At 63.8% G+C, this 15,091-nt stretch carries 10 protein-coding genes and 2 pseudogenes; 11 read left to right on the forward strand and 1 reads right to left on the reverse strand.

All coding sequences use genetic code 11. The features are described from left to right. The first annotated feature begins 89 nt into the window (after nt 1-89). The 11 genes and pseudogenes from X742_RS158910 to X742_RS158870 all read left to right on the forward strand — a co-directional run bounded on the left by X742_RS158910 (nt 90) and on the right by X742_RS158870 (nt 12,551). Nucleotides 90-530, forward strand: coding sequence for a hypothetical protein (locus tag X742_RS158910; RefSeq protein WP_023771587.1), 441 nt, complete (start codon nt 90-92; stop codon nt 528-530). A 123-nt stretch (nt 531-653) separates the two neighbouring features. Then, a complete protein-coding gene (gene ccmI, locus X742_RS158905; protein ID WP_023771588.1) occupies nt 654-1,790 on the forward strand; it encodes a c-type cytochrome biogenesis protein CcmI in 1,137 nt (378 codons plus the stop codon). An 8-nt stretch (nt 1,791-1,798) separates the two neighbouring features. Then, on the forward strand, nt 1,799-2,242 hold the full coding sequence (gene ccmE, locus X742_RS158900) for a cytochrome c maturation protein CcmE (protein ID WP_015318623.1): 444 nt from the start codon (nt 1,799-1,801) through the stop codon (nt 2,240-2,242). Nucleotides 2,243-2,274: 32 nt separating this feature from the next. Further along, nucleotides 2,275-4,260 (forward strand): heme lyase CcmF/NrfE family subunit, encoded by a 1,986-nt coding sequence (locus X742_RS158895; RefSeq protein WP_023771589.1) that lies wholly within the window; start codon nt 2,275-2,277, stop codon nt 4,258-4,260. Next, complete coding sequence (locus X742_RS158890) at nt 4,257-4,721, forward strand: cytochrome c-type biogenesis protein (RefSeq protein WP_023771590.1); 465 nt, start codon at nt 4,257-4,259, stop codon at nt 4,719-4,721. The genes X742_RS158895 and X742_RS158890 overlap by 4 nt, the downstream gene beginning before the upstream one ends. Nucleotides 4,722-4,853: 132 nt before the next feature. After that, nucleotides 4,854-6,404, forward strand: coding sequence for a Do family serine endopeptidase (locus X742_RS158885; protein ID WP_023771591.1), 1,551 nt, complete (start codon nt 4,854-4,856; stop codon nt 6,402-6,404). 350 nt (nt 6,405-6,754) lie between these two features. Further along, on the forward strand, nt 6,755-7,429 hold the full coding sequence (locus tag X742_RS158880) for a response regulator transcription factor (RefSeq protein ID WP_023771592.1): 675 nt from the start codon (nt 6,755-6,757) through the stop codon (nt 7,427-7,429). Nucleotides 7,430-7,437: 8 nt separating this feature from the next. After that, on the forward strand, nt 7,438-8,913 hold the full coding sequence (locus tag X742_RS158875; RefSeq protein ID WP_023771593.1) for an ATP-binding protein: 1,476 nt from the start codon (nt 7,438-7,440) through the stop codon (nt 8,911-8,913). Continuing rightward, nucleotides 8,913-9,848, forward strand: a pseudogene (locus tag X742_RS0136565) (bifunctional [glutamine synthetase] adenylyltransferase/[glutamine synthetase]-adenylyl-L-tyrosine phosphorylase); the annotation flags it as partial. The gene X742_RS158875 and the pseudogene X742_RS0136565, both read left to right, overlap by 1 nt. Before the next feature lie 62 nt (nt 9,849-9,910). Further along, nucleotides 9,911-12,028: pseudogene (locus X742_RS0136570) on the forward strand (bifunctional [glutamine synthetase] adenylyltransferase/[glutamine synthetase]-adenylyl-L-tyrosine phosphorylase); the annotation flags it as partial. A 49-nt stretch (nt 12,029-12,077) separates the two neighbouring features. After that, nucleotides 12,078-12,551, forward strand: a complete 474-nt coding sequence (locus X742_RS158870; RefSeq protein WP_023771594.1) for a hypothetical protein — start codon at nt 12,078-12,080, stop codon at nt 12,549-12,551. Between the two features lie 45 nt (nt 12,552-12,596). On the opposite strand, the gene X742_RS158865 is transcribed toward X742_RS158870, so the two are convergent. Beyond that, nucleotides 12,597-14,918, reverse strand: coding sequence for a PAS domain-containing sensor histidine kinase (locus tag X742_RS158865; protein WP_023771595.1), 2,322 nt, complete (start codon nt 14,916-14,918; stop codon nt 12,597-12,599). Nucleotides 14,919-15,091: the final 173 nt, after the last annotated feature.

Raw genomic sequence — 15,091 nt, forward strand, 5'->3', positions numbered from 1 at the left:
TCAACACTATCGCCACGCCTACTTTCTCCGATGACGCGGCCCCCGGCGCATCCATGGCAGGCTCCAACTCAAGAAAACCGGTTGTTGGCATGAAGATTCGCGTCGCGCTTGTTTCCGCATTGCTGGCCGTGTCGGGCTGCACCACCTTCAGCGGCAAGGGCCCGACCGTGGCGGCGACACCGGCCTCGACGCCTCCGGCCGGCGGCAAGGTCGTCACCAAGTCGATCATTTCCGCCATGGGCGGCGGCCTCATTGGCGGGTCGATCGGCAACGGTCTGAGCGACACGGAGAAGCGCAGCGCGCTCGAGGCCGAATACAAGGCGCTCGAATACAACACCAGCGGCCAGAAGGTGACCTGGAAGGGCGATCAGGCCTCGCGCTATGGAGAGGTCGTCCCAGCCCAGCCTTACCGCGTCGGTTCGCAGGATTGCCGCCAATACACGCAGACGGTGTTCGCGGGCGGCGCCAGCGTCACGGCGCACGGAACAGCCTGTCGCAATGCCGACGGCAGTTGGACGCCATTGACCTAGCCAACCGGGTCCCGTTGCGATCCGGCCGGTGGATTTCGATCGCGACATTCGGCGCGCGTGCCGTCAAAGCGTCGCAGGATGCCTGTGTTGGCAGGGCAGGGCTCTGCCGTTATTGGAAGAACCATGCTGTTCTGGGTCATAGCCGCAATTCTCACGCTGGGCGCCAGCCTGGCGGTGCTTTTGCCGTTGGCCGGTGCCTCCGAGGGCGCATCATCGAGCGGCGATCACGATCTGGAAGTGTATCGCGATCAACTGTCCGAACTCGACCGCGATGCCGCGCGTGGCTTGATAGGGCCCGCCGAAGCCGCGGAGGCGCGCGCCGAGATCGCGCGCCGCATCCTTCGCCTGGGCAACGCGGACCTGGCGGCCAAGACGTCCGGCAGGCCATCGGGCAGCGTGCGGCTTCTCGCGACCGTTGCGGTGCTGGCGGTTCCGTTGGTCAGTTGGGGCCTCTACAGTCAGATCGGCTCGCCTGACCTGCCATCGCAGCCGCTCAGCGAGCGGTTGGCCAAGAACCCCGCCGACAGTTCGGTCGATGAGCTGGTGGCGCGAGCCGAGGCCCATCTTGCCGCCAATCCTTCCGACGGCAGGGGCTGGGACGTGTTGGCGCCGGTCTATCTGCGTATGCAGCGCTTTGCCGACGCCGCGGCGGCCTACCGCAACGCCATTCGCCTCGACGGCGACAGCGCTGTCCGTCAGGCCGGTCTCGGCGAGGCGATCGCCGGTGCGGCGGGCGGCATTGTTTCGGCCGATGCCCAGGATGCCTTCGAGGCGGCCTTGAAGCTTGACCCGGCCAATGCGAAAGCCGGCTTCTATCTGGCCATGGCACTGGCGCAGGAGGGCCGTGCCAAGGAAGCGGGGGCGGCCTGGCAGGCAATGCTTGGTACTCTGCCGCCGGATTCGCCATGGCGCGGCGCTGTCGAACAGGCGCTGGCCAAATCCGGCGGCCCGGAAGTCGCCTCTGGCACGGCCGCGAAAGGCCCCGATGCCGCCGATGTCGACGCGGCGTCCTCCATGTCGCAGCAGGACAGGGAAGCCATGATCAACACCATGGTCGCCGGCCTGGACGACAAACTTCGTCAAAATCCGCGCGACCCGGAAGGATGGATGCGGCTGGTTCGTTCCTATGTCGTGCTGGGCAAGGCCGATCAGGCGCGCGATGCGCTGGGCCGCGCCATTGCGGTCTTTGGGGTCGATAGTGACGAAGCCAAGAAATTCACCGCCTTTGCCGCCTCGCTCGGCTTGACGGCGACGGAGTAGAATTGGGTATGACGCGCAAGCAGAAACGATTGTCGGTGATCGCGGGCGGATTGGTTTTTCTGGGTGCAGCCACCGGGCTGACCTTCTATGCGCTTGGCCAGAAAGCGTCCTATTTCTACATGCCGGCCGATCTGACCACGGCGAGCGTTCAGCCGGGCCAGCGCATCAGGCTCGGCGGTTTGGTCGAAAAAGGCACCATCCAGCGCGGCCAGGGCGCAACGGTTGCCTTTTCGGTCACCGACACCCACAAATCGGTCAAGGTGACCTATACCGGCATCTTGCCCGACCTTTTCCGCGAGGAGCAGGGTGTCATCACCGAGGGTACCTTCGGCCCTGACGGCGTCTTTGTCGCCGACAGCGTTCTGGCCAAGCACGACGAGCGCTATATGCCCAAGGAAGTAGCCGACGGCCTGAAGGCCAAGGGCGTCTGGCAGGAGAGCAAGAGTGAATAACTCTGGCAGAACAGCAAGCGTGAGTCGCGCGAATGGTTGAAACCGGACATTTCGCCCTGGTTCTGGCGTTCGCGCTTTCACTGGTGCAGACGATCGTGCCGCTGTTTGGCGCGCGGCTGAACAACCAGCGCCTGATGGCGGTTGGCGGTCCGGTCGCGGTCACCGGTTTCGCGTTGACGGCGTTGTCCTTCGCGGCCCTTGCGAGCGCCTATGCAAGCTCTGATTTTTCCCTGGCGAACGTCTGGGAGAATTCGCATTCGCTGCAGCCGCTGATCTACAAGATCACCGGAACCTGGGGCAATCACGAAGGCTCGATGCTGCTCTGGGTGCTGATCCTGACCTTCTTCGGCGCGCTTGTCGCCGCTTTCGGCTCCAACTTGCCGGCGACGCTGCGCGCCAATGTGCTCGCCGTGCAGGGCTCTATTGGCGCTGCCTTCTTCCTGTTCATCCTGGTGACCTCCAATCCTTTCATCCGGCTCAATCCGGCGCCGATCGAAGGCCGCGATCTCAACCCGATCCTGCAGGATCTTGGCCTCGCCATTCATCCACCGATGCTCTATCTCGGTTATGTCGGCTTCTCGATCTGCTTTTCCTTCTCGGTCGCCGCCCTCATCGAGGGTCGCATCGATGCCTCCTGGGCGCGCTGGGTACGGCCATGGACGCTGGTCGCCTGGATGTTCTTGACCGGCGGCATCGCCATGGGATCGTACTGGGCCTATTACGAACTCGGCTGGGGCGGTTTCTGGTTCTGGGATCCGGTCGAGAACGCTTCCTTCATGCCGTGGCTGGCGGGCACCGCGCTGCTGCATTCGGCCATCGTCATGGAAAAGCGCTCGGCGTTGAAGATCTGGACGCTGCTGCTCGCCATTCTCACCTTCTCGCTGTCGCTGCTCGGCACCTTCCTGGTGCGTTCGGGCGTCCTGACTTCCGTCCACGCCTTTGCGACCGATCCGACGCGCGGCGTCTTTATCCTGTGCATCCTGACGCTGTTCATCGGCGGCTCGCTGGTGCTGTTTGCGCTGCGCGCCTCGAAGCTGACGGCAGGCGGCCTGTTTCACCCGGTTTCGCGCGAAGGCGCGCTCGTCCTCAACAATCTGTTCCTGACCACGGCGACCGCCACGGTGCTCGTCGGCACGCTCTATCCGCTGGCGATCGAGGCTTTTTCGGCCGACAAGATTTCGGTCGGAGCGCCGTTCTTCAACCTCACCTTCGCCCCGCTGATGGTGCCGCTGCTGGTGATGGTTCCCTTTGGGCCGCTGCTGGCCTGGAAGCGCGGCGATGTCTTCGGCGTCGCGCAGCGTCTGATGGCCGCGTTCGCGGCCGCGCTTCTTGCGACGCTGGTTACGGTCCTGTTCATCGACGGCGCTTCGGTGCTTGCCGCGGTTGGCGTCGGCCTCGGCGTCTGGCTGATCCTCGGCGCGCTGACCGACCTTGCTATCAAGGCGGGGATTGGCAGTGTCGCAACGCCGACAATGGTCAGGCGTCTGGTTGGTTTGCCACGCTCGGTTTTCGGGACCGCTTTGGCGCATCTTGGCCTCGGCCTGACCGTGCTCGGCATCGTTGGCACGCTCTGCTTCGGCACGGAGAAGATCCTGTCCATGCATGCCGGCGAAACCGTCGAAATCTCCGGCCGCATGGTGCGGTTCGTCGGGCTCTATCCTGCGCAGGGACCGAACTACAACGAGGATCGCGGGCGTTTCGAGCTGATCGGCGTCAGCGGCAGCCCTGTCAGCGAAGTCAGCTCCGCCAAGCGTTTCTATCCGGTGCGGCAGATGACGACGACGGAGTCCGGCATCAAGACCATTGGCCTTTCTCAGCTCTACATTTCGCTCGGCGACGAGGGCAAGGACGGCTCGGTCGTGGTGCGTCTGTGGTGGAAGCCGCTGGTGACACTGATCTGGGGTGGCGGCCTGGTGATGATGGCGGGTGCGGCGATGTCGCTGATGGACAGGCGCCTGCGGGTCGGCGCGCCATCGCGCCGTCGCAAGCAGGCGGTGGCGCCTGCAGGCCTGCCATGAGGGCAAGGCTTTCGTTGACGTCGATAGTCCTGTTGCTGGCGTTGTTCTTCGCCGGAACGGCAATGGCGGTGAAGCCCGACGAGATGCTGGCCAACCCGGCACTCGAGGCGCGGGCGCGGGCGCTGTCGGAGGGCCTGCGCTGCATGGTCTGCCAGAACCAGTCGATCGACGAGTCCGATGCCGACCTTGCCAGGGACCTGCGTATCCTGGTGCGACAACGCCTTGTCGCGGGCGATACCGACCGCCAGGTGATGGATTATGTGGTTTCGCGTTATGGCGAGTTCGTGCTGCTGAAGCCACGCTTCGATCTGCGCAACGCGATGCTGTGGGGCACGCCGGTTCTCCTGCTTTTGGCCGGCGTGTTCATAGTGCTCAGTGCACGGTCACGCCGGCTTCCAGCAACGGCAGCGCTTTCGGTCGAAGAGCAGGCGGCATTGGATGCGATCCTCCGCCGCGACTGACGGTTGCCGTCGCCCGCCAACATTACCAAAGTTTCATGTGCCGGAAATGGCGTCGTAATGTGCGCTTCCCTAATTGTTGTTCCTTGAGGATGCCGATCAAGGCGCGTCCGTTTGAAAGAGGATAAGAGATCCATGAATATTGCCCCCGATTCATATTTCCGCACCCGCAAGCGTCTTCTGGCTGCTGCCGCGTCTGTCGCGGTCGCCGGTGCGATCGGCGTTGGCGCGTTGACCAGCGGAACCAGCCCCGTTCTCGCTGACGCCGTGCGCGTCGAAGCCCCGCAGGTTCTGAGCTTCGCCGATGTCGTGGAGCGTGTGTCGCCGGCCGTGGTCAGCGTCAAGGTCAAGGCCAAGATTCAGCCGACCGCCGATGATGGCTCCGACGATCAGGACGGCCTCGACAATCTTCCCAACAATCCGCAGCTGCGTCGTTTCTTTAAGGAATTCCGTGGCTTTGGCGACCAGGGCGGCCAGAACGACGAAGGTCATCGTCGCTTCGGTCATCGCGATCGCAACAACGGCGAGCCGCGCCCGGTAGCGCAGGGCTCCGGCTTCTTCATCTCCGAAGACGGTTACCTCGTCACCAACAACCACGTCGTCGAAGAGGGCACCGCCTTCACCGTTGTGACCAATGACGGCAAGGAACTCGACGCCAAGCTGGTCGGCACCGATCCGCGCACCGATCTCGCCGTGCTCAAGGTCGATGGTGGCGGCAAGTTCACCTATGTCGACTTCGCCGACGATTCCAAGGTTCGTGTCGGCGACTGGGTCGTGGCTGTCGGCAATCCGTTCGGTCTCGGTGGCACCGTCACCGCCGGCATCGTCTCGGCGCGCGGCCGCGATATCGGCGCCGGCCCCTATGACGATTTCCTCCAGATCGACGCCTCGGTCAACCGCGGCAATTCAGGCGGCCCGACCTTCAATCTCAACGGCCAGGTGGTCGGCATCAACACCGCCATCTTCTCGCCTTCGGGCGGCAGTGTCGGCATCGCCTTCGACATTCCGGCCTCGACCGCCAAGCAGGTCGTGGGCGACCTGATGAAGAGCGGTGCGGTGCAGCGCGGCTGGCTCGGCGTCGAAATCCAGCCGGTCACCTCCGACATAGCCGAATCGCTCAGCCTGAAGTCCAACAATGGCGCGTTGGTGTCCAGCGCCCAGGACGATGGCCCCGGCAAGAAGGCCGGCATATCAGCCGGCGACGTGATCACCCAGGTCGACGGCAAGGACGTTGCGTCCCCGAAGGAACTCGCCCGCCTGATCGGCGCCTATTCGCCGGGCAAGTCGGTTGATGTGACGGTTTGGCGCGACGGCAAGAGTCAGACGGTCAAGGTCGATCTCGGCAAACTGCCGGCGAGCGACAAGCAGGCCTCGAACGACCAGCAACAGCAGCCTGCCGCTCCCGCAAAGCCTGACACGCTGGCCGATCTTGGCCTCACCGTCACCAAGTCTGAAAACGGCAAGGGTCTGGTGGTGACGGACGTCGACCCCGACAGCGCCGCCGCCGATCGCGGCATCCAGCCGGGCGACGTCATCACCGCGGTCAACTCGGCGGAGGTCAACGGCACCGAAGACGTCACCAAGGCCATGGCCGATGCGGTCAAATCCGGACGCAAGGCGGTGCTGATGCAGATCACCCGTGACGACAACAACCGCTTCGTCGCGGTGCCGGTGGCCAAGGGCTGAGACGACTTTTCCAATGCGGCGGTTTCAACACCCCCGAGTCGCCGCATGGGAAAGTAGGAGGAGAGCCCGTTAGTCAGTCATCGTGCTCTTTCTCAGCGGCAGCGGGCTTCCCATCGCCCGTTGCCGCGCCCGCATGTGGCTGCCCACTCAGGCCTCGTGCCCGATGCCGGTTGGTCCCGGTTGCAGGTAACGACATGACCGGAAACTGGCATGTTCGGCCTAACGACGCCACGGAACAAAGATTTTGTCGCGTACGCTCTCGATCGTCTTGATCGCGATGCGCTTTGGCTAAGGCTAAAATGCAGATGCCGGCTACTCAACCTTCAAGCGAAATCGCGTATAACGGCCCTATGAAGATTCTCGTCATAGAAGACGATCGCGAGGCTGCGGATTATCTGCAGAAAGCCTTCACCGAAGCCGGTCATACCGCGCATGTTGCGGGTGACGGCGAGACCGGCTTCGCGCTTGCCGATGCGGGTGACTACGATGTGATGGTCATCGATCGGATGATGCCGCGCCGCGACGGCCTGTCGGTCATTGCCGCTCTCCGCTCCAGGGGCAACACGACGCCGGTGCTCATCCTTTCGGCGCTGGGCGAAGTCGATGACCGGGTCACCGGCCTGCGCGCCGGCGGCGACGATTATCTGACCAAGCCCTATGCCTTTTCCGAACTTCTGGCTCGTGTCGAGGTGCTCAACCGACGCGCCAGCGCCAAGGAGGCCGAGACCGTCTACCGGGTTGGCGATCTTGAACTCGACAGGCTCTCGCATTCTGTCCGCCGGGCGGCGCGTGAGATCACGCTCCAACCGCGCGAATTCCGCCTGCTCGAATATCTCATGCGCCATGCCGGCCAGGTTGTGACGCGCACGATGCTGCTCGAAAATGTCTGGGACTATCATTTCGATCCGCAGACCAACGTCATCGACGTCCACGTCTCCCGGCTGCGCGGCAAGATCGAAAAGGGCTTCGACAAGCCGATCCTGCATACCGTTCGCGGCGCCGGCTACATGCTGAAGGGCGGCTAGGCGGCGGCATGGCGCTTTCCGTGCCCGCCATCATGAAGACGACGGCCGCGCGGCTTTCGGCGCTATATCTCTTGCTCTTCGCGCTCTGCGCGGTGCTGCTCGTCCTCTATATGACTTCGCTTTCGGCGCGCATGCTGACCGGGCAGACGCAGGAGACCATCAACGACGAGGTGCTCGGCCTTGCCCGCGCCTATCAGCGCGGTGGCCTTCCGGTATTGGTCCGCGTGGTCGAGGCCCGCTCGCGGCAGCCCGGCGCCAATCTCTATCTGATCGCCGATGCCAACGGCCAGATCCTGACCGGTAACGTGCAGAGCCTCGAGCCGGGCGTTCTCGAAAACGAAGGCTGGACCACCAGCCCATTTTCCTATCAGCGCTTTGGCGAGGGAGAACTCGATCGTCTACGCAACTTGCCTGCCGACAAGGGGACCGCACAGCCCGACCAGAGCGACACGCAAGCGCAGGGCGAGAAGGGCCACAACGCCATTGCCCTGGTGCTTCGGCTGCCGAACCAGATGATCATGCTGGTCGGCCGCGATCTCGGGGAACCAGAGCGGTTCCGTGCCGTCATACGCCGTTCGCTGATGCTGGCGCTCGGCATGATGGCCCTGGGTGGCATCCTGATCTGGTTCTTTGTCGGCCGCGCGGCGCTGAAGCGTATCGATGGCGTGTCGGAGGCAAGCCGGCGCATCATGGGCGGGGATCTCTCCGGCCGGCTGCCGGTGACCGGCACCGGCGACGAGTTCGACCGGCTTTCGGAAAACCTCAACGCCATGCTGGCCAGGATCGCCACGCTCAACGAAGGCCTTAAGCAGGTTTCCGACAACATCGCGCATGACCTTAAGACGCCGCTGACCCGGCTGCGCAACCGGGCCGAAGCGACGCTTTCCGGCAAGCAGAAGACATCGGACTACAGGCAGGCGCTGGAAGGCACCATCGCCGAGTCCGACCAGCTGATAAAGACCTTCAACGCCATCCTGATGATCTCCCGGCTGGAGGCGGGCTATTCTTCCGAGCACACCCACCGCGTCGATCTGGCGGCGGCCGTACGTGATGTCGTCGAACTCTATGAGCCGGTGGCCGAGGAGGCTGGCGTTTCGCTGGACACCGAGGTGAATGGTGTTTTTGTCGTCGACGGCAACCGCGAGCTGATCGGCCAGGCGCTCTCCAACATCGTCGACAATGCGATCAAGTACTCGACCGATTCGACGTCCAAGCCGGCGGTCCGTGTAAAGCTCGAACGCACGCACGGCGAGATCAGGCTTTCCGTCACGGACAATGGCCAGGGCATTCCAGACGACGCCGATCGCGCCCGGGCGACGGAGCGCTTCGTGCGGCTGGAGAAGAGCCGTTCGCAGCCTGGTTCTGGCCTTGGCCTCAGTCTCGCCAAGGCGGTCATGACATTCCATTACGGGCGGCTTGACCTGCTGCCTGGCAATCCAGGACTATCCGTGGCCATGAGTTTCCCGGCGCGCGAGGATCACTGATGGAGGCCGTCGCCAAGCGGAGCAAGACAGACTGGCTGCTCAGCCTGGAAACCCCGCTTGTCCCGCTCGACGAGGCCCGGGCACGACAGGAGCTCACCGAAATCGCGGACGCAGCGCGCGAAGAGGGGCTGACACGGGTGGCCAAATTCCTGGCCGGCAAAGGCAAGGCGCAGGATCTCCTCGCCGCTGTCTTCGACCTTTCGCCATTCCTGCGCGATACGGCGCGCCGCCGGCCCCAAATCCTGGACGGGCTGTTCGACCTGCCGATAGAGGCCCGTCTGAAGGCGATCACCGCCGCGATCGACAAGGCGCCCTTGGCCGAAACAGTCTCGGAATCCGGCCTGATGATGGAGCTGCGCCGGCATAAGGCCGAGGCACATTTCCTGATCGCGCTCGCCGATCTTTCGGGCGAGGCCGAAACCTCGCTGACCGTAAGGCGGTTGAGCGATCTCGCCGACGCCTGCACCCGCGCGGCAGTCGATTTCCTGCTGCGTGACGCGCATGGCTTGGGCAAGCTCAAGCTGCCCGACCTCGACAACCCCTCGCATCGATCGGGCTGGATCCTGCTCGGCATGGGCAAGCTCGGCGCGCATGAGCTGAATTTCTCGTCCGACATCGACCTCGTCGTGTTCTTCGATCCGGAGGCACCCGCCGTGGTCGATCCTCTCGACGTCACCGACCTGTTCTCACGCCTGACGCGTCGGCTGGTTCGCATCCTGCAGGACCGCACCGAGCACGGCTATGTCTTCCGTACCGATCTGCGGTTGCGTCCCGATCCCGGCTCCACCCCGCTGGCTATCCCGGTTGAAGCCGCGCTTCGCTATTACGAAGCGCGTGGCCAGAACTGGGAACGCGCCGCGATGATCAAGGCGCGCCCGGTGGCCGGCGATCTCGCCGCGGGCGATGCATTCCTCAAGGAACTCCAGCCCTATATCTGGCGCAAATACATGGACTACGCGGCGATTGCCGACGTCCATTCGATCAAGCGCCAGATNAGAACTGGGAACGCGCCGCGATGATCAAGGCGCGCCCGGTGGCCGGTGATCTCGCCGCGGGCGATGCATTCCTCAAGGAACTCCAGCCCTATATCTGGCGCAAATACATGGACTACGCGGCGATTGCCGACGTCCATTCGATCAAGCGCCAGATTCATGCCCACAAGGGCCATGGCGAGATCGCCGTGAAAGGGCACAACGTCAAGCTTGGGCGCGGCGGCATCCGCGAGATCGAGTTCTTCGTCCAGACCCAGCAGCTCATCGCCGGCGGCCGCTTTCCGGAGCTGCGCGGCCGCGAAACCGTGCCGATGCTCGGTCAGCTCGCGGCCCGAGGCTGGATCACATCGGACGCACGAGACGCACTCGCCCTCCAGTACTGGTTCCTGCGCCGGGTCGAACACGCCATCCAGATGGTGGCCGACGAGCAGACGCACACGCTGCCGGAGGACGATGAAGGGTTGGAGCGCATCGCCGGCATGCTGGGCTTTGCCGGTGCCGCCGAGTTCGCCGGGGCCTTCCGTGCCTCGCTGCAGCAGGTCGAGCGCCACTATGCGGCGCTGTTCGAAACCGCGCCCGAGCTTTCGGCCGGCATCGGCAACCTGGTCTTCACCGGTGACGTCGACGACCCGGACACGCTGCAGACCCTGCACGGCCTCGGCTTTCAGCGGCCGAGCGATATCTGCCGCGTCATCCGCGGCTGGCATTTCGGCCGCTATCGCGTCACCCAGTCGGCGGAGGCGCGCGAGCGGCTGACGGAACTGACGCCGGCACTGCTCAAGGCCTTTGGCCAGACGCGCCGGGCCGACGAGGCGCTGGTCCGTTTCGACGAGTTCCTCGCTGGCCTGCCGGCCGGCATCCAGCTGTTTTCGCTGCTGCAGTCGAATCCCGCACTGCTCAAGCTGATGGCGACGATCATGGGCGCGGCACCAAGGCTGGCGGCCATCATCACTCGCCGGCCGCATGTGTTCGACGGCTTGCTCGACCCGGCGTTGCTGACCGAGCTGCCAGACCGCGCCTATCTCTCGGGGCGGCTTTCCGCCTTCCTTGAGGGCGACAGGGCCTATGAGGACGTGCTCGACCGCTTACGCATATTTGCTTCCGAGCAGAAATTCCTGATCGGTGTGCGGCTGCTCGCGGGCTCGATCGATCCGGCCCGCGCCGGCCGTGCTTTTTCAGATCTTGCTGACCTGACCATTGCGGCGGCCTTGCAAGCGGTGATGGCCGAATTCGCGGTGCGCCACGGCACGATCGCCGGTGGCGTGGTTTCGCTGCTTGGGATGGGCAAGCTTGGCAGCCGCGAATTGACGGCCGGATCGGATGTCGATCTCATCCTGCTTTACGATCACGACGCGGACGCCGAGGACTCTGATGGTGAAAAACCGCTGGCGCCGTCGCATTACTACACCCGCTTGACGCAGCGGCTGATATCCGCGGTATCGGCACCGACGGCGGAAGGGGTGCTTTACGAGCTCGACCTGCGTTTGCGGCCGTCCGGCAACAAGGGACCGGTCGCCACCCATATCGATGCCTTCAAGAAATACCAGCGCAAGGAAGCCTGGACCTGGGAACACATGGCGCTGTCGCGGGCGCGCCCGATTGCTGGCGACGCGGGCCTCTGCGCCGAGGTTGAAGCGGAAGTCGCCGCGCTGCTCGGCCAGCCACGCGACGCGGCGAAGGTGAAAACCGAAGCTTCCGACATGCGGGCCATGATCGAGCAGGAAAAACCGCCCCGCGACCCGTGGGACATCAAGCTGATCCCGGGCGGTCTGATCGATCTCGAATTCATCGCCCAGGTGGCTGTCATCATTGGGCAGGTCGAGGCCGGGCCACGCGCCACCGGTACGGCCGAGATCCTGTCTCGTCTGACGCCCCGTTTCGCCAATGCCGTGATCAGTCAGGACCTCGGCGAGGCTTACACCCTTTATCTGGCACTGACCCAGATGACGCGGCTGTGCCTCACCGGACCGTTCGAACGTGACGACGTTCCGCCGGGGCTTTCGGATCTGCTTCTGGCGGTCGCCGACCTGCCGGATTTCGGTGTGCTGGAAGCACATCTCAAGGAGACGTCGCAAAAGGTCAGGAAGGATTTCGACCTTCTGCTTCGTACCGGAGGGTCGTGACCAACGACGTTCGGCCGCATCGGGGGTGACGATGCAACAGGAGAAAACCATGAGAAAGACAACCAAGCTCGCACTTGCCTACATCGCCCTGGCCGGAGCCGTCGGCGGCGCGGCCTATGGCGAGAACCTCGACAGCGCCAACGTGCGTGAGCGCACCATGATGCGGCTCGACAAGGCAATGAAGGACAATGACGGCAAAATCACCTTCGAGCAGTTCTCCGATGTCATGGACGCGCGGCTCAAGAAGCTTGTCACTGACAATGGCGGCAAGCTGACTGTCGCTCAACTCGCCGACGCGCTGGAGAAGGCGCGCTTCGAACGCATGGCCAGACGCATCATCGCCCGTTACGACAGCAAGGGCGACGGCACGCTGACATCGGATGACATCACCGGCCGCGAAAAGAAGCTTTTCGCGATGCTCGACAAGAACAATGACGGCAAGATCGAGAAGGGCGAACTGCCGAAGGACGGGCGCCATGACCGTCAATGGGATGACGAAGGCAACGACGGGGGCGTGCAGTAAGATTTGGTTGAGGCGGGCTCCGAGTCGTCGACCGGAGCCTGTCGCTCAGGCCGCGGCCTTGACCGCCGTTGGCGCCTTCTTCACGGGAATGCGCACCGATACGATCGTGCCGACACTTTCGGTCGAGCGGATCTTCAGTGCACCGCCTTGCAACTCGGCCAGCGAGCGCGAAATGGCAAGGCCAAGGCCGGAGCCGGCATGGTTCTTGGAAAACTGGTTCTGCACCTGCTCGAAGGGGCGCCCCAGTTTGCCGAGGGCTTCCTTCGGGATACCGCAGCCATTGTCCTCGATCGTCAGCACCAGCGCGCCTGACGTGTTGCGGGCCCTGACCGATATGTGGCCGCCCTGGCCGGTGAATTTCACCGCGTTGGACAGGAGATTGATGACGATCTGCTTGATCGCCCGGCGATCGGCAAACAATGTCAAGGCGTCGGCAATGCGCGTTTCCACGGTGATCGCCTTCTGCGCCGCCTGCAGCGAGACGACACGCACCGTCTCGCTGATCAGCGGACCGAGGTCGATCTGTTCCTGGTCCAGCGAGAACTGGCCGGCTTCGATCTTGGACATGTCGAGAATGTCGTTGATGACGCCGAGCAGATATTTGCCGCTGCTGTTGATGTCGGTGGCGTACTCCTCGTAGCGCTCCGAACCCAACGGACCGAACAGCCCCTGTTCCATCAGCTCGGAGAACCCGATGATGGCGTTGAGCGGTGTGCGCAGCTCATGCGACATGTTGGCCAGGAATTCGGATTTGGCCCGGTTCGCCGCTTCGGCGCGCTCGGTTTCCTTCATGTATTTGCGGTTGAGGTCGACCAGTTCGCGCGCCCGTTCCTCTTCGGCCCGGCGGGCGAGGCTGAGATCATGGATCGTCGCCATCAGCCGGCGTTCGCTGTCGACGAGTTTCTCCTGGTGCAGTTTGATCTGGGTGATATCGGACCCGACCGAGACGATGCCACCGTCCCTGGTCCTGAGCTCGTTGACCTGCAGCCAGCGGCCGTCGGAAAGCTGGCGCTCGAACGTGGCGCCGCCCTGCGGACCGTTGGTATTGGCCAGCCGGCGTTCCGAAGCGAAGGCCAGCATACGTTCTTCCAGGGAAGCGCGCGTTACACCTGGCATCACGTCGCGATCCGAGAGCCCGTTGTCCTGCTGGTATTTGGAATTGCACATGATCAGGTTCTGAGCCGAATCCCACAGCACGAAGGATTCATTGATGTTCTCGATCGCCGTCCTGAGGCGAAGATCGGCCGCTTCGGAGCGCAGCGCCAGATGGCGCTGCTCGGTGACGTCGACGGCGATGCCGATGAGCTGGATCTCCGGCGCTTCCGGGTCCATGACCTGGGCGCGGGCGCGCATCCACACCCACTGGCCATCGGCATGCCGCATCCGGAACACCTGGTCGATGTGGTCGATCTCGCGCGCGACGATCCTGTTGGCGAGTTCGAACAGGTCACCGTCCTCGGGATGGATAATCTCGTCGACCTCGCCGAAGGACAGCATCGCCTCGCAGGGCTCATAGCCCAGCATGTCGTACATCGAGCGTGACCAGTACATCTTGCCGCGCACCATGTCCCAATCCCACAGGCCGCACCGGCCGCGAACCAGCGCCATGTCGATACGCTGATGCGCTTCGACATAGATGCGGTCGGCTGCTTGCGCGCGCGCCGCCTGACCGAAATAGGCATAGAGAATGATGATCAGCACGCCGGCCGTCAGCACGAACAGGGTGACGTTGAGCGAGACGGTCTTGCGCCACGTGTCGAAGACCGCCTCTTGGGGGACGAGCGCCGCCGCGGCTCCCTTCCTGTCCTTGCTCAGGCTGACCGCCGCGTACCAGTCCTGCCCGCCAATGTTGACCTCCATGACGCCAGCCCGGTCGCCGAACATGAACAGAGGTTGGCCGCCCTGGACGAGGCCGTCGAGCGAATGGCCTTGCCAGGGCACCGAACGCGGCGTCACCGCGGTGATCCTGAAAGCGCTGTCGGTGACGACCAGCACATGGCTGCGGCCCATGGCGCCCTGGCGGCTGGTGGTCTCCAGCAGGTCCTGCGTGGCGCCCGGCAGCGTGTCTGATGTGGTGGCGAGCGAACTGGCGAGCTGCGCGGCCGCCAGCGTCAGGATAGCCTTGGCATCGCGCTCCACGTCGTCGCGCTCGTTCATCAGCGAGATTACACGCAGCGCCGCAATGACGAGCAGGAAGATGACGATGAGGGCCGGTATCGACCGGCGCAGCAGCGGTTCGGCCGCCAGAAGCCGCTTGTAGGCCGGTTCGGCAATGAGCCGCGTATTCCCGGCAAGGCCGTCGCCGCGCGTCTCGCGACGCGCAAAAACCATCCCGCCGGGCGCGCCCCACGCGTCCGCCTTTGCCATAAATGGCACTCCCCGATTTCAGTATGCCGCATTTCTATGTGCTGGTGATCCGGCAACACCGCACTTCCGAATCGCCATTAAAGAATCAAAGGTGATTCGCCTTGTCCAGTGGTCCGGCGAAAAAAGATTAAAAATCGACTAAAATAGTGGGCTTTTGAACCCGGCCTTCTCCC

The organism is Mesorhizobium sp. LNHC229A00 (assembly GCF_000502415.1).
Classification (GTDB): Bacteria; Pseudomonadota; Alphaproteobacteria; order Rhizobiales; family Rhizobiaceae; genus Mesorhizobium.